This is a genomic window from Snodgrassella sp. B3800, assembly GCF_026535865.1.
Classification (GTDB): domain Bacteria; phylum Pseudomonadota; class Gammaproteobacteria; order Burkholderiales; family Neisseriaceae; genus Snodgrassella; species Snodgrassella alvi_E.
In genome coordinates, this window is the sequence record NZ_JAFNPH010000003.1 from 61671 (window position 1) to 84988 (window position 23318).

A 23318-nucleotide genomic window follows, 5' to 3' on the forward strand; every position below is an offset into this window, starting at 1 on the left:
TTATATTATCCTCGTATGACAAGGCAAACAGTTACTGCTGCCGATAGGAGCAAGGCCATACCGATAGTTGTGCTACCTGCCTGTCTAAAAAATCATTAATCAGCTGTAACTGAATCTTCGCATCGTTCACGCTATTGACCTGCTTGCGAAAATGCTCACCCTGCGGTAAGGCAGCGACGTACCAGCCAATATGCTTACGGGCAATACGGACACCCGTTATATCACCATAGAATTGATGCATAGCCACAATATGTCCTACTATAATCTGTGCATGCTCCGCCACCGTCAAAGAGGGGGGCAAACATCCATGCTGATGATGATGCACAAGATCTCGAAACAGCCACGGTTGCCCCTGAGCTGCGCGCCCCACCATCACGCCATCAGCCTCAGTCTGCTGCCATACTTTTAAGGCTTTTTGTGGACTGGTTATATCTCCATTAACCCACAATGGCAGGTTTATTTGCTGACGTACCTGAGCAATCAGATCATAACTCGCTTCGCCACGATACATTTGTGTACGTGTACGGCCATGTACCGCCAGAGCGGCAATTCCTGCCTCCTGCGCCAGATGGGCAATGGTTAGTATATTGCGATGCTCATCATCCCACCCAAGCCTTGTTTTCAAAGTTACTGGCACATCTACTGCATTAACTACAGCCTTTAAAATTGCTTCAACCAATGATTCATTCTGTAATAAAGCACTGCCTGACAGTACATTACAAACCTTTTTGGCTGGACAACCCATATTGATATCAATGACGTCTGCACCACGGGCAACATTATAGCGTGCAGCTTCTGCCAGTTGCTGCGGTTCACTTCCAGCTATCTGAACTACCTTGATACCGCTTTCGCCCTTATAATCTGCACGCTGCAAAGTTTTACGAGTATATTGCAAGCTTGGATCACTGGTAATCATTTCACTGACTGCCCAGCCGGCTCCGAACTCACGACACAGCTGGCGAAAGGGTTTATCAGTTATACCAGCCATGGGAGCCAACGCAACAGGGGCTGTCAGCTGATAACAACCTATTTGCATATTCAGTAAACTAATTATGGGAAAACAATATTCAGAGGTGAATTATTGTACATTTTTTAGGCAATCACTCCAAATATAAATACCAATATTTAACCAAAGAGAGGTGATGCTGCATCCTTTCTACTACTTGTAAAATGGAAATTCGTTTTAAGCAGAAGCCATTACAGCAAAGTTTTTGTGTAGGATATTAAATTAAATTTTCAACCAACTAAAGACATCAGTAATAACCAAAAAGCAGCTAATGAAGAAATATTAAAACTGACGAACAACAGATTTAATTATTGAATTGATTCGCATATAACTAAAATTAGCTACTGAAAACTGACTAAAATCAATATAAGAAAACGTCCAACGAAAATAGGTTTTAAACTAAATCATCATGTATTAACAATTGAATCAATATAATGTTGAAAAAAAGCATAGCACCTAATTTTTTCTGACTGTTAGATTAGCTGCTATTTAATTTGCAACTGCAACCATAAGAATTTATGTCAAATATGCTTAGAAGATTTAGAACATTGAAACCAAGCCTAAACCAGAATTTTAGCTAAAAACTAAACGACCCAATCAAGAATGTGTTGCTGAATTTTGGCAGCACTCAGTCCCATCTGGTCTAATAGCTGTGCTGAATCACCATGCTCAGTTACAATATCAGGTATGCCCAGTGTGAGAACCGGTTTCACTAAATTATGCTGTGCCAGCACTTCAAGCACTGCACTGCCAGCTCCACCAATCCTACTATTTTCTTCAATGGTCACCAAATAATCATGTTCAGCAGCCAGATGAAGTAAAAGTTCGGTATCCAGTGGTTTAACAAACCGCATATCAGACACTGTAGCATCGATAGCATCCGCTACACACATAGCAGCTGATACCATACTTCCAAATGCAATTAAAGCAATCCTTTGCCCCTGACGACGTACTACTCCCTTACCAATTGCTACAGTTGCCAAATTCGTACCAGCTGGTACACCTGTACCTGCCCCTCTAGGATAGCGTACAGCAGCTGGCTGATTGAGCTGGTAACAGCTAGATAGCAGTAAACGACATTCATGTTCATCGCTTGGTACGGCAATAACCAAATTAGGCACACAACGAAGGTAGCTTAAATCATAAACACCTGCATGTGTCGGACCATCAGCACCTACAATTCCGCCACGGTCAATGGCAAACAAAACTGGTAAATTCTGCAAAGCAACATCGTGAATGAGCTGATCATACGCACGTTGCAGAAAAGTGGAATAAATAGCTACTACCGGCTTCATTTGCTCACAAGCCAGACCTGCCGCAAACGTGACTGCATGCTGCTCCGCAATTCCGACATCAAAATAACGTTCCGGATAACGACGAGCAAACTCCACCAGTCCACTGCCTTCTCGCATAGCAGGGGTAATAGCCAGCAGTTTTTTATCTGCAGCTGCCTGATCAATTATCCATTGGCTGAAAATCTGGGTATAAGTTGGATTAGAAACATTTGCACCAGATGAATACAGGCCCTGAGCCGGATCAAAAGCACTGACTGCGTGAAAAGTTACAGGATCATTTTCTGCCAGTTTGTAACCTTGGCCTTTTTTGGTAATAATATGCAATAATTGCGGCCCTTTCCGGTTGCGCATATCCTGAAGCACATCTACAAGCTGAATAACATCATGTCCATCAACTGGTCCAGAATAAGTAAAGCCAAAATTATCGAATAAGGACAACGTTTCCGAAGTGGTACTTTCTTCAATTAGGCCTTTGATTTTGTTTTCTACCCGCTGCGCTACATCCAGAGCCCCGGGTACCATACCCAAGACCTTTTCTGATTTTTGCTTGATTGATTTCACCAGTCCTTTAACATCATGCAAAGGATTTCTGGCCAGATATTTCGGAAGAGCACCAACATTAGGAGAAATAGACATCTCATTGTCATTTAAAATAACAAGTAAATCCACGTCCATATCACCAGCATTATTCAATGCTTCAAATGCCTGCCCTGCTGTCATAGCACCATCACCAATAATCGCCACACTTCGATTGTTTTTATGCTGCAATTTATCGGCCACCGCCATACCCAATGCCGCACCGATAGAGGTAGAAGAATGGCCTACACCAAATACATCGTATTCAGATTCACTGCGTTTCGGAAATCCAGCCAGACCGCCAAACTGGCGCATCGTAGCCATTTTTCCTTTACGGCCGGTCAGAATTTTATGCGGATAACTCTGATGACCCACATCCCATACCAAATGGTCCTGTGGCGTCTGGTACACATAGTGTAGGGCTACAGTTAACTCAACTGCACCCAAATTACTCGCAAAGTGCCCCCCTGTCTTGCTTACTGATTCCAGCAAATACGCCCGCAATTCATCTGCCAGTTGGGGTAACTGGCTTTTTTGCAAACGACGCAAATCCTGTGGTAGATCAATTGTATCAAGGAGAGGGGTAGGATTCATGATCAGACTTTACTTATTATGAATAAATTCAGACAATATAGGCTATTAGCACTACCAATCTGATTGCAGCGCAATTATATACTAGCCTACCCCCTGTTCGGGGGTATTCATTCTATGTCAGGACATTATTTCTATCTAGATTAATTATAAATAATTAGCACCTCCAGCCACATAAGCTCTGCTACCAGAGGCAGTAACTACCTTAAGAAATTATTCACGATGGTAGGGATGATTATGCAGAATAGACTGAGCACGATATAGCTGCTCAGTCAGCAACACCCGTACCATTCCGTGCGGTAAAGTCAGGCTCGACAATCGCATCAACATATTTGCCCGCTGTTTCAAATTGGTCGTCATGCCATCAGCTCCACCAATAATAAAACACAGATTGTCGCCCTGCTGTTGCCATTTCTTTAAACTATCGGCCAATTCCATTGAAGTGGGTGCCTTACCACGCTCATCCAATACAATCAGATAACTATGTGCGGGTATGGCTGCAACAATGCGCTGTTCTTCAGCTGCCATAGCCTGCGCGGCATTAACACCGGCACCTCGTTTTTCAGGTTTGATTTCTTTAAGCTGAAACTGAATTTCTCGGCCAAATCTTTTGCTGTAATCACGCACCGCATGATCCACCCATTGCGGCATCTTCGTTCCTACAGCCAATACAGTAATATTCATTCAATCACAAAAAACATCAGAATCCGTCAATCAGCAGCCTGCCATGGTTTAGCTGCGCCAGCATGAAAAGAAGGCTTCTCACCACCCCATAATGCTTCTATATCATAATAATCACGCACCGCTGGCTGCATTACATGTACGACAAGATCACCTGCATCAACCAGAGCCCATTCACCACTATCCAGCCCCTCAGTACTGATTATTTCATAACCAGCTTCTTTTAATTCTACAGCCACATTATTAGCCAGCGCTTTTACCTGACGCGTACTGTCACCACTGGCAATAATCATTCGCGAAAACAGCGAAGTTTGTGCTGAAGTATCCAACACAGTAATATCTTTACCTTTAATATCTTCAAGTGCATCCACGCAAATGGCAACCATATTGTCCCATTGAGCGATAAGATTTTCATCCATACTGTTTATTTCCTAATGTATAAAAAAGCATTTCCTGCTCGAAAATGCATTAAAACAGGCAAATTATGCCCGATAAAGGTTTTCTTGGTCGATATATTGGGCTACCGCAGCCGGTACATCATCATGCTTCCCTTTTGACCATTCTGCACGAATTTCATGGGAACTTACCGGTAAAAATGATGCCTGTAATAATTTAGCCCGACCGCCATCCGCACCGTCTGGTGTAGTCAAATTCTTAGCCAAAGCTTCTGGTAGCCAACCCTGTAAATCATTCGGCAACTCAGTTAAACCTTGTTCGCCACGCTGAGCAATAGCTAGATTCACACTTTGCAATAAAGCCTGATAACGATACCATTTAGGCAATTGTAATAATGAATCCATACCCAGCAACCACCATAACTGTGTCTGTGTAAACACCTGTCGAAATAAAGAAACCGTATCAATCGTATAGGTAGGTCCTTTACGCCGCACATCACAATCAGAAACACTGAAACGTTTATCCATAGCAATTACCTGCTCTACCATGTACAACCGTTGTTCTGCGGTTGAATTAGACTGTCTCAGTTTATGATATGGATCACCAGCCGGAATAAATATCACATTATCCAGCTTTAATTCATCTGCAAAAGCCTGCGCAATATGAATATGGCCATTGTGTGGCGGATCGAACGTACCACCAAACAAACCAACTCGCTTCATACTTTATTTCCATTCACCACAATATTCAGTTTTCCCGTAATGGGATGGATCACCAGACCGTGTACCTTTATTTCACTTGGCATCAACGGATGCTTACGTATCATATTAACAGAATGCATAATCGCGTCTTCCACACTATCAAAATCTGTCAACCACTTATGAAAATCCACACCAGCATTCTCCAGTATCTCCAAACGTTCATCACTGATACCACGTGCGCGCATACGATCCAACATATCTGGTACATGTAACTCCTGCATACCACAGTCATAATGCCCAATTACCATGATTTCGTGTACGTTCATTTCAAAGACTGCCACCAGCAACGAGCGCATCACTGAACCCCACGGATGAGTAACCAAAGCACCGGCATTGCGAATCACTTTGGCATCCCCATTTTTCAATCCTAGCGCCCGAGGCAGCAAATCCAGAATTCTTGCGTCCATACAAGACACAATGGCCAGATTTTTTTCAGGATATTTGTCAGTAAAAAACTGCTCGTATTCTTCAGCATCCACAAACTTCTGATTAAAGTCCATAATCTCATCAATTAAAGACATCATTTCTCCATTATCATTTATATAAATCAGTGATTACGAATCATATCGGGTACAATCAGCATTCAAGACCGCGGCTAAAAATATTCAGGCAGCCATAACGGCTGCCTGTTATCAACCAAACTACATTATGCTCCAAGCCATAAAAGTTTAAATGCCCATAAAACCGCAATTATCCATACCATATAAGATACATCTTTAACCCTACCACAGAACAATTTAATCAGGGCATAACTGATAAAGCCCATGGCAATACCATCCGCAATAGAATAAGCGAAAGGCATAAAAATCAGAGTAAAAAATGCTGGCGCTGCTTCAGAAACATCTTTCCAGTCAATCTCAGTCATACTGCGCATCATCAGCACGCCAACATACATCAATGCAGGAGCAGTCGCATAGGGAGGAACACTCGCAGCCAGTTTAGAAAACCATAAACTTGCCAGCATCAAAATACCTACTACAACCGCCGTTAAACCTGTGCGCCCGCCAGCAGCCGCGCCCGCTGCTGATTCCACATAAGCCGTAGTAGAAGAAGTACCTAGTCCAGCTCCCACCACAATGGCCGTAGAATCAGCCAACAATGCTTTTTTCACCCGTGGCAACTTGCCGTCTACTAACAACCCTGCGCGACCAGCTACGCCAATCAGAACCCCTGTACTGTCAAATAAATCGACAAAGAAAAAAACAAAAATAACACTTACCAGACTCATGGTAAATAAATCATGAAAATCCAGCTGTAAGAAAGTAGGAGCTAATGAAGGTACTGGTGCAAACACACCCTGAAACTGATTGATACCCATCAACGAAGCCACAGCCGTAATGGTTAAAATACCAATAATAATCCCGCCGCGTACCCGAAAATGCTCCAATGTGACGATAAAGCAGAACCCAACAATTGTCATCAATACCTGAGGTGAATGAATATCGCCCAAACTAACCAAAGTTGCCGGATTAGAAACCACAACACCGGCACTTTTTAAGGCTACCAGAGCAAGAAACAGCCCAATACCCCCACCAATGGAAAACTTAAGCGAATTCGGTAAAGAATTCACTATTGCCTCGCGCACCTTAAATAAGCTCAGGATAATAAAAATGATACCCGAAACAAAAACCGCGCCCAACGCCACTTGCCATGAAATACCCATACCTTTCACTACTGCATAGGTAAAATAGGCATTCAGTCCCATACCCGGTGCCAGAGCAATCGGATAATTTGCTATTAGTCCCATCATCATGCAAGCAAATGCCGAGGAAATACAGGTAGCCACAAAAACGGCACCGAAATCCATTCCTGCATCCTTCAGAATGGATGGGTTGACTACCAGAATATAACTCATTGCCAAAAAAGTAGTCAGGCCTGCCAGCACCTCAGTGCGCACACTACTGCCACTTTCTTTAATTTTAAAAAAACGATCCAAAAAAGAAATACCCACTGGGCTCATGCCAATTCCTTTTAATACCGAAAAAAGGCCACACAAAACCGGCTAACACAATTAAACAGATAGGTAACCGGACAAAAACACTACCATATTGCAGCTAATCGAATAACCAATACAGCCTTCTTGTTTGTATTTATATGCATATTGATCTGCATTTCCAAACCTCATTAGCGCTTTGCTTTCCTAATGAATTATTCATTCGGCCAAAACAATTTTTCCGCGTAACGAGAATGTATGTGCCTCAGTAATTTCCAACTCAACCATTTGATTTATCAGACGTGGATGGCCGGTAAAATTTACCACTCTGTTATTAGCTGTTCGAGCCTGCAACTGATCTGGATCCTTTTTGGAGACACCTTCCACCAGACAGCGCTGTACACTTCCAAGCATTGATTGATTAATACGAGCCGTTTCAGCCTCTATCACTTCATTTAAAGCCTCCAGCCGACGTACCTTTTCAGTATGTGGCGTATCATCTGGCAAATTAGCCGCAGGCGTACCTGGCCGCGGACTATAAATAAAGACGAAACTTAAATCAAAAGCCAGATCCTGTACCAGCTTCAACGTCTGCTCAAATTCTCGTTCCGTTTCACCCGGAAATCCTACAATAAAATCTGAGCTCAAACATAAATCCGGACGTATAGCACGTAATTTACGAATAATATGTTTATATTCCAATGCAGTATAGCCACGTTTCATTGCTGCTAGCACACGATCAGAACCAGACTGTACTGGCAAATGCAGATGCGATACCAATTTTGGCAAGTCCCGATAGCACTCAATAATAGCGTCAGAAAATTCACGAGGATGGCTCGTTGTGAAACGCATGCGCTCAATACCAGGTATCTCATGGACAATACGCAGCAAAGTAGCAAAATCACATATTTCACCATTGCCCATATCGCCCCGATAAGCATTTACATTCTGCCCTAGCAGGTTAATTTCCTTAACACCTTGTTGAGCCAATCCGGCAATTTCAGTTAACACATCCTCCAATGGACGAGAAAACTCTTCACCACGCGTGTAAGGGACAACACAGAAACTACAATATTTGGAACAGCCTTCCATAATGGAAACAAAAGCCGCTCCTCCCTCTACACGTGCCGGTGGCAAATGGTCAAATTTTTCTATTTCAGGAAAAGAAATATCTACCTGAGAAAGACCACTCGTCTCCTTATCCAAAATCATTTGCGGCAAACGGTGCAAAGTCTGCGGTCCAAAAACAACATCTACATAAGGCGCCCGCTGAATGATTGCCTCACCTTCCTGAGAGGCCACACAGCCGCCCACTCCGATGATTAAATTCGGATTTTTAGCCTTTAACGGCCGAATACGTCCCAAATCTGAAAATACTTTTTCCTGAGCTTTTTCCCGTACTGAGCAAGTATTAAACAGAATAATATCCGCATCTTCAGCTCTGTCAGTACGCTCTAAAGATTGTCCTTCCGCAAGTACAGACAGCATTTTTTCGCTATCATACTCATTCATTTGACAACCAAAGGTTCGTATAAATACTTTTTTCATAACACCTAACAATATTATTCAACCTGAGGATTATTCGGGCGGATCAACTCATTCTGTTCCTCATCCGTCAACACCCAGATTTCTTGAATCTGATTCATCCTGTCAAAGCGTACCGCTATCGGAGAGTTCTTGAATCTAGGCAAATTATTATAAGTAATAAAACGGTTATTAGCATCATGCACTCTTACGGCACGACTCAATTGAAATGTTTTATTACTATTGATTAAGCCCAGACTCAGGGTACGTAACCAGGCCTTTTTCGCAGTTCCCAATACAACCTGTTGCCCCTCAGCATTTTTCAGCACTACAATCTGAACATCGCGAGGTAAAATACGGCCTGCCCATGCAAATGAAGCAGTCAACAAAATCAAACCACATAACGCCAAACGCAAGTACTTCATAGTTTCTCCTTGAATAACAATGGTTAATTTACGGGAAACAATTATACGCAGAAGACGATTTATCAGCAGCCATTCTAGCAAAGCAGTCAAATGAGAACTGATAAATAAAATAATGAAATTATTAATCTGCGTTTAAACATTTAATTACATCATATCGAGCTTCAACTAAAGATATATATATGGATGGAATATCATCATGTACAAAGATTTAGCTAAGAATTAAGAATTTAATAGCGCTACTAAATAATCAGTGTTAACAAATTCACCGAGCAAACAATTCAATTCATACCATACATCTTATACTTATAATTATTGCTAGTTATACCCATTAATTATTGCGTGAATCCTCATTTTTTATTTAATGACAAAGCGACCAAATCTTCTTTTAATAAAACTTGTCGATACCTATCAAGCATTTAAAATAATTTCACAAGTAAAATTTCTACACAATCATAATTGTATTAACGAGCAAATAAACAAAATGAAACAAGCCAGCCTAACGGCTGGCTTGTATTTGAAGTCTGATTACTCAGCAACAGCTTCAGTTTCAGGTGCTTTCTCTACTAACTCAACCAGAGCCAATGGAGCATTATCACCTTTACGGAAACCATATTTCAAAATGCGCAGATAGCCACCATTTCGATTAGCGAAGCGCGGGCCCAATTCATTAAATAACTTTACAACAACTTCACGATCACGTGTACGATTAAAAGCTAAACGATGATTGGCCAGTGAAGGCTTTTTACCTAAAGTAATCAACGGTTCAGCAACACGGCGTAACTCTTTAGCTTTCGGCAAAGTAGTTACAATCGCTTCGTGAGTCAACAATGAATTAGCCATATTACGCAACATAGCAGCACGATGACTGCTGGTGCGGTTTAATTTGCGGTTACCATTACGATGACGCATGTCATTATCCTTTAATCATCAAACTTGTGGCTTTTCCAGACTGGCCGGCGGCCAGGCTTCCAGTTTTGAACCCAACGTCAAACCTTTGGAAGCCAGGACTTCCTTGATTTCATTCAGAGATTTTCTACCCAGATTCGGAGTTTTCAACAGTTCAGTCTCTGTACGTTGAATCAAATCGCCAATATAGTAAATATCTTCAGCTTTCAAACAGTTTGCTGAACGAACGGTCAACTCCAGATCATCCACAGGACGAAGTAGAATAGGATCAATAGGTGGTTCTTTTTCTTCCACTACTGCTACCGGCGTACCCTGTAAATCAGCAAAGATTGACATCTGATCAATCAAAATACAGGCTGCACTGCGTACCGCTTCTTCCGGATCAATTGCACCATTGGTTTCAATATCCAAAACTAAGCGGTCTAAATCAGTACGTTGCTCCACACGAGCCGGTTCCACTTCAAAGCTGACACGACTGATAGGCGAAAAGCTTGCATCCAGTTGAATAGCGCCGATGCGTTTGTGATCGTCTTTATTTCGACGACCAGACACAGCTTCATAACCACGTCCTTGCTCAACCTTGATTTCCATATTAATACTTCCACCTTCTGACAGATGGCAGATAACATGATCAGGATTAACAATTTCGACGTCATGTGGTAACTCGATATCAGCAGCAGTAACAACCCCTGCTCCGGATTTTTTCAGACTTAGAGTTACCTCTGTGCGGCCATGCACTTTAAATACTACGCCCTTCAGATTCAGAAGAATATCAACAACATCTTCCTGAACACTGTCAAGCGTAGAGTATTCATGCAATACGCCTTCAATCGTTACTTCTGTCGACGCATAACCATTCATTGATGACAGTAAGATACGACGCAAAGCATTACCCAACGTATGGCCGAAACCACGTTCAAACGGCTCCATAGACACTTTGGCTCGAGTAGCAGACAAGGTGTCAACGTCAATTTGACGCGGTTTCAAGAATTCGGATGTGTTTTGCATTTAACTGTCCTCACTTAACCAGCTTTATTTAGAGTAAAACTCTACCACCAGCTGTTCATTAATATCGCCACTCAATTCAGTGCGATCTGGCATGTTTTTGAAAACACCTTCCAGTTTGCCTTCTTCAACAGAAACCCAGCTTGGTAAGCCGATCTGACTGGCCAGACTGAAAGCTTCTTGAATACGCACCTGTTTTTTGGCTTTTTCGCGAACAGCAACTACATCACCAGCTTTTACTTGAAAAGAAGGGATATTGACAACTTGGCCGTTCACGGTAATGGCTTTGTGAGATACCAACTGACGGGCTTCAGCACGTGTAGAACCAAAACCCATGCGGTATACCACGTTGTCTAAACGAGATTCCAACAACTGAAGCAGCAATTCACCAGTCGAACCTTTACGACGGGCTGCTTCAGCAAAATAACGGCGGAACTGACGTTCCAAAACGCCGTAAATACGACGAATTTTTTGTTTTTCACGCAATTGCAATCCATAGCCAGACAGGCGAGGTTTTTTCGCACCGTGCTGACCTGGAGCAGAATCCAGCTTACATTTAGAATCCAGAGAGCGACGAGCACTCTTCAGAAAAAGATCAGTACCCTCACGACGGGCTAATTTACATTTCGGGCCGGTATAACGTGCCATACTCGAATACTCCTGTTAGATACGACGTTTTTTAGGTGGCCGACAACCATTGTGTGGCAATGGAGTAACGTCTGTAATACTGGTAATCTTGAAACCAAGAGCGTTGAGCGCACGTACAGAAGATTCGCGACCAGGACCCGGCCCCTTTATACGAACTTCCAGATTTTTTACGCCATACTCTTGGGCAACTTTGCCAGCTGCTTCAGCCGCAACCTGAGCGGCAAATGGTGTGCTTTTACGTGAACCTTTAAAACCAGCACCGCCAGAGGTAGCCCAAGATAATGCATTGCCCTGACGGTCAGTGATAGTAATGATGGTATTATTGAAAGATGCATGTACATGCACAATACCTTCACTTACGGATTTACGTACTTTCTTGCGCACACGAGCTGTGTTTGCTTTAGCCATTATTGTTCCTTATCAATTATTTCTTGCCTGCAATCGCTTTACGCGGACCTTTACGAGTACGCGCATTGGTACGGGTACGCTGACCACGGCAAGGCAAACCACGACGATGACGCAGACCACGATAGCAGCCCATATCCATCAATCGTTTGATGTTCATGGTTACTTCACGACGCAAATCACCTTCTACATGGTATTTGGCAATTTGTTCACGTAAAGCATCAAGTTGAGCCTCGTCCAAATCTTTAACTTTAGTGCTCGGCACAACGCCGGCAGCTTCGCAAACCAGTTTAGCGCGAGACGAACCAATACCATAAATAGCCTGAAGGCCAATTACGATATGGGCATTGTTAGGGATATTCACCCCTGCAATACGAGCCATATTTTTTCCTTAGGGCAAAAAGTCTGTCACTATAACATAAAGACTTAGGGTTATCCAATTAGCCTTGACGTTGTTTGTGACGAGGGTCGGTACAAATCACACGTACAACGCGGTTGCGACGGATGATTTTACAATTGCGGCAAATTTTCTTTACCGACGGCTGAACGCGCATATTATTTCCTTTCTACTCTTAGCGGGCGCGGAAAACGATGCGAGCACGAGTCAAATCGTACGGAGTCAATTCCACAGTCACCTTATCTCCAGGAGAAATACGTATGTAATGCATACGCATTTTTCCAGAAATATGACCTAAAACGACATGATCGTTTTCAAGTTTAACTTTAAAAGTTGCGTTGGGCAGGGTTTCAAGGATTTCACCCTGCATTTGTATGGTATCTTCTTTAGCCATAATACTTAACGACGTGATGATAATGATTTCATCGCAGAACGCTTCATTAGATGTTCATACTGACTACTCATCACATAAGAAGCAATTTGCGTTTTAAAATCCATGGTCACCACCACCAGAATAAGTAGTGAGGTGCCACCTAGGTAGAAAGGTACATTCATCGCAGAAGTTAATACTTCCGGAATCAGGCACACGATAGCTATATAAATTGCGCCCCAGAAGGTTAAACGCAATACAACTTTCTCCAGATAACGACTGGTTTGTTCACCAGGGCGAATACCCGGCACGAAAGCACCACTTTTCTTCAGATTTTCTGCCATTTCTCTTGGACTGAATACCAACGCCGTATAGAAATAACAAAAGAAGATAATAGTAGCTGCAAATAGCAAAATATAAACAGGCTGACCATGCTGCAAAAGTGTGGCCAGTTTCTGCAACCATCCATCTTGATTAGCTGAACCAAACCAGCTTAATAAAGTAGAGGGAAACAGAATAATACTAGACGCAAAAATTGGCGGTATCACGCCGGCCATATTCAATTTAAATGGCAAATGTGAATTCTGAGCCTGCATAATGCGATTACCTACTTGCCGCTTAGCATATTGCACCGGTACTTTACGTTGTGCACTTTCGATGTATACAACAGCATAAATCAAAGCTAATGCCCCAACAATCAGTGCAACAGCCATCAAATAACTGATTGAACCCTGACTAGTCAGTGTTAGTAAGCGACCAATACCGGCAGGCAGACTGGCTGCGATACCGGCAGTAATAATCAACGAAATACCATTACCAATACCACGTTCTGTAATCTGCTCACCAAGCCACATTAGAAACATGGTTCCGGTAACCAGACACACCATGGTAGTCAAATAAAATTCAAACTGGCCAGATACCACTACATTTTGTTGATAAACAAATGCTGCAGCACCGAAACTTTGTAGAGTAGCCAACAATACAGTGCCATAACGCGTATATTTCGTCAAAGTCCGACGTCCAGCTTCACCTTCCTTTTTGAGTGCTTTCAGGGAAGGGATAATTTCAGAAGCCAGCTGTACAATAATTGAAGCCGAAATATATGGCATAACACCAATTGCAAAGATACTGAACCGTTGCAGTGAACCGCCGGAAAACATATTGAGCATGCTCAATATGCCTCCGCCGGCACTTTCATACAGTTTGGTCAAAGCAGCACCATCCACACCGGGCACTGGAATATGCGATCCGATGCGGAATACAACCAACGCACCAAGCAAAAATAACAGACGATTTTTTAAATCACCAAACTTTGAAAGTCCTGTTGCGGATTGCGGATTAGCCACTTGTTTCCTTGCCTTATTCTGCTACTTTACCACCGGCAGCTTCAATGGCCTGTTGCGCACCTTTGGTGGCTTTAATACCATTTAAAGTTACCGCCTTATCAATGTTGCCAGAAGCAATAATTTTGACATTCAAGGCAGTTGCAGGTACCAATCCGGCCTGTTTCAATACCAGAACATCAATTTCGTTTACTGCAACTTTTGCCAGTTCATCCAGACGCACTTCAGCATTTAGATGAGCTGTCATAGATTTAAAGCCACGTTTCGGCAAGCGACGCTGCAAAGGCATTTGTCCGCCTTCGAAACCAACTTTATGATAACCACCTTTACGGCTTTTCTGACCCTTGTGCCCACGGCCGCAGGTTTTGCCTAAACCACTGCCGATGCCACGACCCACGCGGCGAGCCGCATGTTTAGCACCTTCAGCAGGCTGAATGGTATTCAAAAGCATGTTACTTCTCCACTTTCAAAAGGTAGCTGATTTTGTTGATCATGCCACGATTTTCGGGGGTATCAAGCACTTCAACAGTATGCTCACGATGACGCAGACCTAAGCCACGTGCGCAGGCACGGTGAGCGGCAATAGTGCCAATCAAGCTTTTAACCAGTGTAATGCGTACGGTTTTTTGCTCACTCATGATCTGCTCCTAAAATTTCTTCTACGGTCAGGCCACGTTTGGCAGCAATTTCAGCTGGTGTGTACAGTTTAGACAAACCATCCAATGTTGCACGAACAATATTGTAAGGATTAGTTGAACCATGCACTTTAGCAGAGATATTATGAATACCCATTGCATCAAATACCAAACGCATCGGACCACCTGCTTTCACACCATTACCTTCTTTAGCAGGCTGCATGAATACGCGAGTAGCGCCATGACGACCGATAACTTCATGATGAATTGTACGGCCATTTAATGGCACTTTAATCATGTTACGACGCGCATGATCCATGGCTTTCTGTACAGCAACAGGAACCTCTTTAGATTTACCTTTGCCCATACCGATGCGACCATCGCCATCACCTACTACGGTTAAAGCTGAAAAAGCCATAATGCGGCCACCTTTAACCACTTTGGTCACACGGTTTACGGCAACCATCTTTTCGATCAGGCCGTCACCGCGTTCTTCAGTTTCGTGTTTTGCCATATTTCTGGTCTCCAGTTTATTAGAAGCTTAAGCCGTTTTCACGGGCTGCCTCAGCCAAGGCTTTAACGCGACCATGGTATTGAAAACCTGAACGGTCAAATGCCACTGCTTCAATGCCGGCTGCTTTAGCTTTTTCAGCAATGCGTTTGCCAACCACTACAGCAGCGTCTACATTGCTGCCGTATTTGATGCTTGCACGCACATCAGCCTCAAGAGTAGAAGCCTGAGCCAATACTCGATCACCTTCAGCGCTAATAACCTGGGCATAAATGTGATTATTGGTACGAAAAACGCACAATCTCACTTTGTTCAGGGCTGCAATTTTGGCACGGGTTTTACGTGCACGACGCAGTCTTGCTACATTTTTATCCATCAGTGAGCCTCAATTATTTTTTCTTGGTTTCTTTAATAACGACACGCTCATCAGCATATCGTACACCTTTACCCTTATAAGGTTCAGGCGGACGGAATCCACGAATTTCAGCAGCAACTTGCCCTACTACCTGTTTGTCAGCACCAGCAATGATAATCTCGGTAGCTGAAGGTGTAGTAGCTGTAATGCCTTCTGGCAATTCGTAATTAATCGGATGAGAGTAGCCCAAAGAAAGATTCAATACCTTTCCTTGAGCTTGAGCGCGATAGCCTACACCAATCAATTGCAGTTTTTTCTCAAAACCATTGCTTACACCAACAACCATGTTGTGCAGTAACGCACGCACGGTACCAGATAAAGCATTCGCTTTTGTACTGCTGTCGTTGGCAGTGATAACTAATTGTCCATCATTTAATGCTACATTTACTTCAGCATGCTGATGCAGGGACAGTTCGCCGTTTTTACCTTTAACAATGATAGCTTCTGGAGAGAACTTAACGTCAACGCCAGCCGGAACGACTACCGGATGTTTAGCAATTCGAGACATGTTTTCCCCTTAGGCAACCACGCATAACAACTCACCGCCGATACCATTGGCACGGGCTTTGCGGTCAGTCATTACACCTTTAGAAGTGCTCACAATCACAACGCCCAAACCATTCATTACTGAAGGAATGTCGTTGGAACCTTTATACACACGCAGACCAGGACGTGAAACGCGTTGAATGCGTTCAATCACAGGCTGACCAGCGTAGTATTTTAATTGAATTTCCAATGTCGCCTTGGTTTCGGTAGATACGGCAAAGTCTTCTACGTAACCTTCTTCTTTCAAAACTTTGGCAATAGCCACTTTCAGTTTGGAAGACGGCATGCTTACAGATGCTTTATTAGCACGCTGAGCATTACGAATACGGGTCAACATATCGGAAATAGGATCATGCATACTCATATTTTATACTCCTATTACCAGCTGGCTTTGATTACGCCCGGAATTTCACCACGCATGGCGATTTCACGGATTTTAGTACGGGCCAAGCCGAATTTACGGAAATTACCACGCGGACGACCTGTCAAAGCGCAGCGACGACGTTGACGAATCGGAGCAGCATTACGCGGAATAGCCTGCAGTTTCAATCGAGCCTGAAAATGCTCTTCATCAGTCGCATTGGCATCATTGATGATAGCGAAAATGGCTTCGCGTTTGGCAGCATATTTTTTTGCCAAAGCTTCGCGCTTCAGCTCACGATTAATAAGTGCTTTCTTAGCCATAATTAACCCTTAAACGGAAATTTGAACAGAGACAACAGTGCTTTGGCTTCTGCATCAGTTTTGGCAGTCGTGGTGATGGTAATATTCAGACCACGCAAAGCATCGATTTTGTCGTATTCAATTTCCGGGAAAATAATTTGTTCACGCACACCCATGTTGTAGTTACCTCGACCGTCGAATGATTTACCGTTTACGCCACGGAAGTCACGCACGCGTGGTAGGGCAATGGCAATTAATCGATCCAGAAACTCATACATACGGTCACGGCGTAAAGTTACTTTACAACCGATTGGATAGTTATCACGGATTTTGAAACCCGCAATTGATTTACGTGCTACGGTTACTACCGGTTTCTGACCAGCAATTTTCTCTAAGTCACCAACTGCATGTTCCATTACTTTCTTATCGGCAACCGCTTCGCCCACACCCATATTCAGAGTGATTTTTTCAATACGCGGTACTTCCATAATAGATTTGTAACCGAACTGTTTGGTCAACTCAGGAACAACAGTGGTGTTATAAAAGTCTTTTAAACGAGCCATTGATTACTCCTTAAGCCCCCACGACAGCACCGGTAGATTTGTATACACGTGTACGTACTACTTTACCGTCTACAGTTTCTACTTTAATGCCTACGCGGTCAGCTTTTTGGGTTTCCGGATTGAAAATCGCTACATTGGAGATAGCCAATGGCGCATCTTTGGTAATTACACCACCTTCAATTCCACGCATGGGATTTGGTTTTTGGTGACGTTTTACGCGGTTTACACCATCAACAATCACCTTCTCACCGAGAACACGTACGACTTTACCCTGTTTGCCCTTATCTTTACCGGCAATGATGATCACCTGATCACCAGTTTTAATCTTTTTCATTGCAACCTCACTTACAGTACTTCAGGAGCCAATGAAACGATTTTCATGAATCGCTCAGTACGTAGCTCACGGGTTACCGGGCCAAAAATACGGGTACCAATTGGTTCCAATTTAGTATTCAACAGCACGGCTGCATTGTTATCAAACTTAATCAGTGCACCGTCATTACGACGTACACCTTTTGCTGTGCGAACAACTACAGCATTATATACATCGCCCTTTTTTACGCGACCACGAGGAGCTGCGTCTTTAACGGCCACTTTGATGATGTCGCCTACAGATGCGTAGCGACGCTTAGATCCACCTAATACTTTGATGCACATTACACGGCGTGCACCAGAGTTGTCAGCCACATCTAAGATGGTCTGCATTTGAATCATGTTATTACCTTTTAAAATCCAACTTAATTTACCGCTTTCAATCAGCCTGTTACCTCTTTATGGCTGTTTGAAACCTTTAACGGTTCTAGTAAACCAGTCTTGGGTCCCGAAGGGAGAGTTCCGGCGAGCGCCGGAAACTTTCAGGAAACTGAAAGTTAAGGAACGAAGTTTACAGACAATATTGGATTGTCGCAATACTTCGTTCCCTAATTGCAGCACTTTGTTGTGTTAATTACACATTGCGTGCTTTTTCAATCAGCTCAGTTACAACCCAGCTTTTGGTTTTTGACATTGGGCGACCTTCGGAAATGACAACAACGTCACCAATACCGTATTGGTTTTGCTCATCGTGGGCATGGATTTTAGTCGAACGACGAATCACCTTACCATACAACGGATGTTTTACTTTGCGTTCAACCAGTACGGTTACGGTTTTATCCATTTTGTCGCTCACGACTTTGCCCTGCAAAGTACGTACGTTTTTAGCTTCAGTCATTATTCACCATCCTTCTGATGCAAAATGGTTTTTACACGAGCAATATTACGACGCACTTTTTTCAGCTCACTGTTTTTACCCAGCTGGCCGGTGGCATGCTGCATACGCAATCCGAATTGCGCTTTCAGCAGGCCAACCAGTTCTTCGTTTAACTGCTCAACAGATTTGTCTTTCAATTCACTGGTTTTCATTATTGACCTACCTGGCGTTTAACAAATACGGTCTGAATCGGCAATTTGGCAGCAGCCAGCTCGAAAGCCTGACGAGCCAAAGTTTCATCTACACCATCCATTTCGTAGAGCATTTTGCCCGGCTGAATTTCGGCAATGTAATATTCAACATTACCTTTACCGCCACCCATACGAACCTGAATCGGTTTTTCAGTAATGGGTTTATCCGGGAATACACGAATCCAGATACGACCGCCACGTTTGATATGACGTGTCATTGCTCGACGTGCTGCTTCAATTTGGCGTGCAGTCAGACGACCACGACCCACAGCTTTCAGACCAAAATCACCGAAGCTAACTTTATTGCCACGAGTAGCAATACCGGTATTGCGGCCTTTCTGCTGTTTGCGGTATTTCATTCTAGTTGGCTGCAGCATTTCGACCACCTGCCTTTCTGCTGTGTTTCTTTTCCTGTTCCGGCTTGGCCTGAATTTCACCCGGTGTCAGTTCACCTTTGTAAACCCAAACTTTTATACCGATGATGCCGTATGTGGTTTTGGCTTCGCTGGTTGCGTAGTCCACATTAGCACGCAGGGTATGCAGAGGCACACGACCTTCGCGATACCATTCGGTACGAGCAATTTCAATACCGTTTAATCGACCGGAAGACATGATTTTGATACCTTTGGCACCAACACGCATAGCATTTTGCATAGCGCGTTTCATGGCACGGCGAAACATTACACGTTTTTCCAGCTGGGCTGCAATATTGTCAGCAATAATTTGCGCATCAATTTCCGGTTTACGGATTTCTTCGATGTTGACATGTACCGGCACACCCATGATTTTCTGCAAATCACGTTTTAATACTTCGATGTCTTCACCTTTTTTACCAATTACAATCCCCGGACGAGCACTATAAATGGTAATACGTGCAGATTTAGCCGGACGCTCAATAACTACGCGACCAACAGAAGCATTAGCCAGTCGTTTGCGCAGAAAATTACGTACGTCGATATCTTCTTTCAGTACTTTGGAAAAGTCGCCACTTTTGGCAAACCATTTGGAAGACCAATCTTTATTCACTGCCAGACGAAAGCCTGTAGGGTTAATTTTTTGTCCCATCGCTTTTCCTTAGTTGCCCACAATCACGTTGATGTGACAAGTTTGTTTTTCGATGCGATTACCACGACCTTTGGCACGTGCCTGAAAACGTTTCAGGCTCGGACCTTTGTCGACATAAATGGTAACCACTTTCAATTCGTCAATATCAGCACCCTCGTTATGCTCGGCATTGGCCACAGCAGACTCCAGTACTTTTTTGATCAGCTCAGCACCCTTTTTAGGGCTGAATGTCAGAATATTCAACGCTTGGGCAATATCTTTGCCACGCACCAAGTCAGCAACCAGACGGGCTTTTTGCGCAGAAATGCGGGCATTTTTGTGTTGTGCACTAACTCTCATGTTTTATCCCTTATTTTTTAGCCTTCTTATCAGCCAGATGGCCTTTGAAGGTACGGGTCAATGAGAACTCACCCAATTTATGGCCTACCATGTTGTCGCTAATAAACACTGGCACGTGGGTACGGCCGTTGTGTACAGCGATGGTCAAACCGATAAAATCAGGCAGAATAGTGGAACGACGTGACCAGGTTTTAATCGGGCGCTTGTCGTTATTAGCACGAGCCGCATCGACTTTTTTCAGTAAATGCAGGTCGACATATGGGCCTTTTTTCAATGAACGAGCCATATCAGTTAACCTTTATTTGAGTAACGGCGGCGAACAATCATGTTGTTCGTGCGTTTATTACGACGAGTACGATAGCCTTTGGTCGGTGTACCCCATGGGCTAACCGGTTCGCGGGCTTCACCTGTACGACCTTCACCACCACCATGCGGGTGATCTACTGGGTTCATTACTACACCGCGAACGGTCGGACGAACACCGCGCCAGCGTTTGGCACCAGCTTTACCCAGTTTTTGCAGGCTTTGCTCTTCGTTGCCTACTTCACCAATGGTGGCACGGCAGTCAACGTGAATTTTTCGCACTTCACCAGAACGCAGACGCAACTGAGCATATACACCTTCTTTTGCAAGAAGTACGGCAGATGCGCCAGCGGAGCGAGCAATCTGTGCGCCTTTACCCGGTTTCATTTCGATACAGTGCAGTGTAGTACCAACCGGAATATTGCGAATAGGCAGGTTGTTACCTGCTTTGATTGCAGCTTCGGAACCGGAAACCAGCACAGCACCAACCTGTACATTGCGCGGAGCAATGATATAACGGCGCTCACCATCGGCGAAGCACAACAAGGCAATATGCGCGGTACGGTTTGGGTCATACTCAATGCGTTCAACTTTAGCAGCGATACCGTCTTTGTCGTTACGTTTGAAGTCTACAACGCGGTAGTGATGCTTGTGACCACCACCTTTGTGGCGTGTGGTAATGCGACCACCGTGGTTACGGCCAGCAGTTGAAGACTGTTTTTCCAATAATGGTGCATATGGAGCACCTTTGTGCAAGCCTTCTGTTACCACGCGTACCATGCCGCGACGGCCAGCAGAAGTCGGCTTCATTTTAACAATAGCCATAGTGCTTATTCCTTATCTGCAGAAGCGGCAGCAGATTCAATGTCCAGCTCCTGACCAGCCGCAAGACTGACATAAGCTTTTTTCACATCACTGCGCTTACCGATGGTACGGCCAAAACGTTTATTTTTGCCTTTAATGATTGTGGTGGCTACTGAGTCCACTTTCACATTAAATAATAGTTCCACGGCTGCCTTGATTTCAGGCTTAGTGGCATTCGGCAATACTTTAAACGTCATCTGGTTGCGTTTTTCAGCCAGCATGTTGCTTTTTTCAGAAACAACAGGAGCCAAGAGCACTTGCATTAAACGTTGTTGATTCATACCCATTGCTCCTCAAGTTGTGCAACTGCTGCTTTGGTAAGCACTACTTTCTTAAAGCGTAACAGATTGTACGGATCAGTTTGCTGTGCTTCCAGAACCAGTACATTTGGCAGGTTACGGCTGGACAGATAAACGTTTTCATCCAACTGTTTGGTGATGAACAGTACTTGTTCCATACCCAGATTTTTCACCTGTTCGGCAAAGGCTTTGGTTTTAGGTGTAGCAGCAGATAATTCGTCAATTACAAACAGGCGTTCATCACGTACCAGCTGAGACAGAATAGCTGCCATACCCGCACGGTACATCTTGCGATTTACTTTCTGGGTAAAGTTTTCATCTGGTTTATTTGGGAACGCACGACCACCACTGCGCCACAGCGGAGAAGAAGTCATACCAGAACGGGCACGGCCAGTTCCTTTCTGACGCCATGGTTTTTTAGTGGAATGTTTTACTTCAGCACGAGTCAGCTGTGAACGGTTACCAGAGCGAGCATTAGCCAAAAAAGCCGTTACAAGCTGGTGAACCAGATCTTCATTGTATTCACGTGCAAACAATGCGTCAGAAGCAGCAACCGCACCTGCAACCTGACCTTGAGCATCAATTAATTTCAGTTCCATTACGCACCTACCTTCACGCTCGGACGCACGACAACGTTGCTGTTAACCGCACCGGGCACCGCACCTTTCACCAGCAGCAGCTGACGTTCGGTATCTACGCGTACGATTTCGAGATTCTGAATGGTGGATTTAACGTTACCGTACTGACCAGCCATACGTTTACCTGGGAATACGCGACCCGGATCCTGCGCCATACCAGTTGAACCAGGTACGCGATGAGAACGGGAGTTACCGTGAGAAGCACGCTGAGAACCAAAATTGTGACGTTTGATGGTGCCAGAAAAGCCTTTACCTTTGCTGGTACCAGTGACATCAATCAACTGACCTGCTGCAAACATGCCGACATTAATTTCAGCACCTGCAGACAATTCAGCCAGTTTTTCAGCAGAAACAGCAAATTCAACCAAACCGCGTCCGGCTTCAACACCAGCTTTGGCAAAGTGACCTGCCTGTGCCTTGCTTACGCGATTGGCTTTTTTCTGACCAAAAGTCACCTGTACGGCAGTGTAGCCGTCGGTAGCTTCGGATTTGAGTTGAGTGACGCGGTTAGCAGACATATCCAGTACGGTTACTGGAACGGATGCGCCGTTCTCATCGAACACGCGCGTCATGCCTACTTTGCGCCCAACCAGACCTAAAGTCATAGTTATTTCCTTTTATAAAGGGACCAATTACGATTGATTGGCCTCGCACAAATAAAGAATCTTGCCGACGTAAAATCGGCAAGATTGTGATAATATCATGTTTATTCTGCTTGAATCAATTTTTTATGTAACTAAAGCACGGATTTTTAGGTAAAAACAACGATTACGCC

37 protein-coding genes are annotated in these 23318 nt (G+C 43.9%); all 37 read right to left on the bottom strand.

Going from position 1 to position 23318, the window contains the following annotated elements; translation table 11 throughout:
* Positions 1 to 31: 31 nt before the first annotated feature.
* Entirely contained in the window at positions 32 to 1036 is a 1005-nt protein-coding gene (gene dusB, locus J3U64_RS05855) for a tRNA dihydrouridine synthase DusB (RefSeq protein WP_267408614.1), read from the bottom strand.
* Positions 1037 to 1590: 554 nt separating this feature from the next.
* Positions 1591 to 3471 carry a 1-deoxy-D-xylulose-5-phosphate synthase gene (gene dxs / locus J3U64_RS05860; protein ID WP_267408615.1) on the bottom strand — a complete coding sequence of 627 codons (1881 nt, stop codon included), beginning with the start codon at positions 3469 to 3471 and terminating at the stop codon, positions 1591 to 1593.
* A 210-nt stretch (positions 3472 to 3681) separates the two neighbouring features.
* A complete protein-coding gene (gene rlmH / locus J3U64_RS05865; protein ID WP_100141139.1) occupies positions 3682 to 4152 on the bottom strand; it encodes a 23S rRNA (pseudouridine(1915)-N(3))-methyltransferase RlmH in 471 nt (156 codons plus the stop codon).
* A 26-nt stretch (positions 4153 to 4178) separates the two neighbouring features.
* A complete protein-coding gene (gene rsfS, locus J3U64_RS05870; protein ID WP_100141138.1) occupies positions 4179 to 4568 on the bottom strand; it encodes a ribosome silencing factor in 390 nt (129 codons plus the stop codon).
* A gap of 63 nt (positions 4569 to 4631) precedes the next feature.
* On the bottom strand, positions 4632 to 5267 hold the full coding sequence (gene nadD, locus J3U64_RS05875; protein ID WP_267408616.1) for a nicotinate-nucleotide adenylyltransferase: 636 nt from the start codon (positions 5265 to 5267) through the stop codon (positions 4632 to 4634).
* Complete coding sequence (locus J3U64_RS05880; RefSeq protein ID WP_100141136.1) at positions 5264 to 5827, bottom strand: beta-class carbonic anhydrase; 564 nt, start codon at positions 5825 to 5827, stop codon at positions 5264 to 5266. Before J3U64_RS05880 ends, nadD begins: the two co-directional genes overlap by 4 nt.
* Before the next feature lie 125 nt (positions 5828 to 5952).
* Positions 5953 to 7266, bottom strand: coding sequence for an NCS2 family permease (locus J3U64_RS05885; RefSeq protein WP_100141135.1), 1314 nt, complete (start codon positions 7264 to 7266; stop codon positions 5953 to 5955).
* 192 nt (positions 7267 to 7458) lie between these two features.
* Complete coding sequence (gene miaB / locus J3U64_RS05890) at positions 7459 to 8787, bottom strand: tRNA (N6-isopentenyl adenosine(37)-C2)-methylthiotransferase MiaB (protein ID WP_267408617.1); 1329 nt, start codon at positions 8785 to 8787, stop codon at positions 7459 to 7461.
* A 14-nt stretch (positions 8788 to 8801) separates the two neighbouring features.
* Positions 8802 to 9188, bottom strand: coding sequence for a hypothetical protein (locus J3U64_RS05895; protein WP_267408618.1), 387 nt, complete (start codon positions 9186 to 9188; stop codon positions 8802 to 8804).
* A gap of 525 nt (positions 9189 to 9713) precedes the next feature.
* Entirely contained in the window at positions 9714 to 10097 is a 384-nt protein-coding gene (gene rplQ / locus J3U64_RS05900; RefSeq protein WP_100141132.1) for a 50S ribosomal protein L17, read from the bottom strand.
* A gap of 18 nt (positions 10098 to 10115) precedes the next feature.
* Positions 10116 to 11102 (bottom strand): DNA-directed RNA polymerase subunit alpha, encoded by a 987-nt coding sequence (locus J3U64_RS05905; protein WP_100141131.1) that lies wholly within the window; start codon positions 11100 to 11102, stop codon positions 10116 to 10118.
* Positions 11103 to 11126: 24 nt separating this feature from the next.
* On the bottom strand, positions 11127 to 11747 hold the full coding sequence (rpsD, locus tag J3U64_RS05910) for a 30S ribosomal protein S4 (RefSeq protein WP_025331687.1): 621 nt from the start codon (positions 11745 to 11747) through the stop codon (positions 11127 to 11129).
* 15 nt (positions 11748 to 11762) lie between these two features.
* On the bottom strand, positions 11763 to 12155 hold the full coding sequence (gene rpsK / locus J3U64_RS05915) for a 30S ribosomal protein S11 (RefSeq protein WP_025331688.1): 393 nt from the start codon (positions 12153 to 12155) through the stop codon (positions 11763 to 11765).
* A gap of 16 nt (positions 12156 to 12171) precedes the next feature.
* Entirely contained in the window at positions 12172 to 12534 is a 363-nt protein-coding gene (rpsM, locus tag J3U64_RS05920) for a 30S ribosomal protein S13 (protein WP_037406984.1), read from the bottom strand.
* A 58-nt stretch (positions 12535 to 12592) separates the two neighbouring features.
* Positions 12593 to 12706 (bottom strand): 50S ribosomal protein L36, encoded by a 114-nt coding sequence (gene rpmJ / locus J3U64_RS05925; RefSeq protein WP_003697674.1) that lies wholly within the window; start codon positions 12704 to 12706, stop codon positions 12593 to 12595.
* 18 nt (positions 12707 to 12724) lie between these two features.
* Positions 12725 to 12943: a translation initiation factor IF-1 gene (gene infA / locus J3U64_RS05930; RefSeq protein ID WP_003684714.1), complete on the bottom strand. Its 219-nt coding sequence runs from the start codon at positions 12941 to 12943 to the stop codon at positions 12725 to 12727.
* 5 nt (positions 12944 to 12948) lie between these two features.
* The gene (gene secY / locus J3U64_RS05935) at positions 12949 to 14265 is read right to left on the bottom strand and encodes a preprotein translocase subunit SecY (RefSeq protein ID WP_100151547.1); all 1317 of its coding nucleotides are present in this window, start codon (positions 14263 to 14265) and stop codon (positions 12949 to 12951) included.
* 13 nt (positions 14266 to 14278) lie between these two features.
* Positions 14279 to 14713: a 50S ribosomal protein L15 gene (gene rplO, locus J3U64_RS05940; protein ID WP_100141129.1), complete on the bottom strand. Its 435-nt coding sequence runs from the start codon at positions 14711 to 14713 to the stop codon at positions 14279 to 14281.
* A 1-nt stretch (position 14714) separates the two neighbouring features.
* Positions 14715 to 14900: a 50S ribosomal protein L30 gene (gene rpmD / locus J3U64_RS05945; protein ID WP_100100557.1), complete on the bottom strand. Its 186-nt coding sequence runs from the start codon at positions 14898 to 14900 to the stop codon at positions 14715 to 14717.
* A complete protein-coding gene (rpsE, locus tag J3U64_RS05950; RefSeq protein ID WP_100100558.1) occupies positions 14893 to 15411 on the bottom strand; it encodes a 30S ribosomal protein S5 in 519 nt (172 codons plus the stop codon). Before rpsE ends, rpmD begins: the two co-directional genes overlap by 8 nt.
* Positions 15412 to 15430: 19 nt before the next feature.
* Positions 15431 to 15784: a 50S ribosomal protein L18 gene (gene rplR / locus J3U64_RS05955; protein WP_100141128.1), complete on the bottom strand. Its 354-nt coding sequence runs from the start codon at positions 15782 to 15784 to the stop codon at positions 15431 to 15433.
* A gap of 13 nt (positions 15785 to 15797) precedes the next feature.
* On the bottom strand, positions 15798 to 16331 hold the full coding sequence (rplF, locus tag J3U64_RS05960; RefSeq protein ID WP_100151546.1) for a 50S ribosomal protein L6: 534 nt from the start codon (positions 16329 to 16331) through the stop codon (positions 15798 to 15800).
* A gap of 9 nt (positions 16332 to 16340) precedes the next feature.
* On the bottom strand, positions 16341 to 16733 hold the full coding sequence (gene rpsH / locus J3U64_RS05965) for a 30S ribosomal protein S8 (RefSeq protein WP_100141126.1): 393 nt from the start codon (positions 16731 to 16733) through the stop codon (positions 16341 to 16343).
* Positions 16734 to 16747: 14 nt separating this feature from the next.
* Positions 16748 to 17053 carry a 30S ribosomal protein S14 gene (rpsN, locus tag J3U64_RS05970; RefSeq protein WP_025331697.1) on the bottom strand — a complete coding sequence of 102 codons (306 nt, stop codon included), beginning with the start codon at positions 17051 to 17053 and terminating at the stop codon, positions 16748 to 16750.
* 2 nt (positions 17054 to 17055) lie between these two features.
* On the bottom strand, positions 17056 to 17595 hold the full coding sequence (gene rplE / locus J3U64_RS05975) for a 50S ribosomal protein L5 (RefSeq protein WP_025331698.1): 540 nt from the start codon (positions 17593 to 17595) through the stop codon (positions 17056 to 17058).
* Between the two features lie 10 nt (positions 17596 to 17605).
* Entirely contained in the window at positions 17606 to 17929 is a 324-nt protein-coding gene (gene rplX, locus J3U64_RS05980) for a 50S ribosomal protein L24 (RefSeq protein ID WP_100141125.1), read from the bottom strand.
* Between the two features lie 11 nt (positions 17930 to 17940).
* A complete protein-coding gene (rplN, locus tag J3U64_RS05985; protein WP_025331700.1) occupies positions 17941 to 18309 on the bottom strand; it encodes a 50S ribosomal protein L14 in 369 nt (122 codons plus the stop codon).
* Positions 18310 to 18541: 232 nt separating this feature from the next.
* A complete protein-coding gene (rpsQ, locus tag J3U64_RS05990; protein ID WP_100141124.1) occupies positions 18542 to 18805 on the bottom strand; it encodes a 30S ribosomal protein S17 in 264 nt (87 codons plus the stop codon).
* On the bottom strand, positions 18805 to 18996 hold the full coding sequence (gene rpmC / locus J3U64_RS05995) for a 50S ribosomal protein L29 (RefSeq protein WP_025331702.1): 192 nt from the start codon (positions 18994 to 18996) through the stop codon (positions 18805 to 18807). Before rpmC ends, rpsQ begins: the two co-directional genes overlap by 1 nt.
* Positions 18996 to 19412 (bottom strand): 50S ribosomal protein L16, encoded by a 417-nt coding sequence (rplP, locus tag J3U64_RS06000; RefSeq protein ID WP_037394618.1) that lies wholly within the window; start codon positions 19410 to 19412, stop codon positions 18996 to 18998. Before rplP ends, rpmC begins: the two co-directional genes overlap by 1 nt.
* Complete coding sequence (rpsC, locus tag J3U64_RS06005) at positions 19396 to 20100, bottom strand: 30S ribosomal protein S3 (protein ID WP_100141123.1); 705 nt, start codon at positions 20098 to 20100, stop codon at positions 19396 to 19398. The genes rplP and rpsC overlap by 17 nt, the downstream gene beginning before the upstream one ends.
* A 9-nt stretch (positions 20101 to 20109) precedes the next feature.
* Positions 20110 to 20439, bottom strand: a complete 330-nt coding sequence (rplV, locus tag J3U64_RS06010; RefSeq protein WP_037406961.1) for a 50S ribosomal protein L22 — start codon at positions 20437 to 20439, stop codon at positions 20110 to 20112.
* A 10-nt stretch (positions 20440 to 20449) separates the two neighbouring features.
* Entirely contained in the window at positions 20450 to 20725 is a 276-nt protein-coding gene (gene rpsS, locus J3U64_RS06015; protein ID WP_025331704.1) for a 30S ribosomal protein S19, read from the bottom strand.
* Between the two features lie 5 nt (positions 20726 to 20730).
* Positions 20731 to 21567, bottom strand: a complete 837-nt coding sequence (rplB, locus tag J3U64_RS06020) for a 50S ribosomal protein L2 (protein WP_100141122.1) — start codon at positions 21565 to 21567, stop codon at positions 20731 to 20733.
* A gap of 5 nt (positions 21568 to 21572) precedes the next feature.
* Positions 21573 to 21887: a 50S ribosomal protein L23 gene (gene rplW / locus J3U64_RS06025; protein WP_180295814.1), complete on the bottom strand. Its 315-nt coding sequence runs from the start codon at positions 21885 to 21887 to the stop codon at positions 21573 to 21575.
* On the bottom strand, positions 21884 to 22504 hold the full coding sequence (rplD, locus tag J3U64_RS06030) for a 50S ribosomal protein L4 (RefSeq protein WP_025331819.1): 621 nt from the start codon (positions 22502 to 22504) through the stop codon (positions 21884 to 21886). Before rplD ends, rplW begins: the two co-directional genes overlap by 4 nt.
* The gene (rplC, locus tag J3U64_RS06035) at positions 22504 to 23148 is read right to left on the bottom strand and encodes a 50S ribosomal protein L3 (RefSeq protein ID WP_100141120.1); all 645 of its coding nucleotides are present in this window, start codon (positions 23146 to 23148) and stop codon (positions 22504 to 22506) included. Before rplC ends, rplD begins: the two co-directional genes overlap by 1 nt.
* Positions 23149 to 23318: the final 170 nt, after the last annotated feature.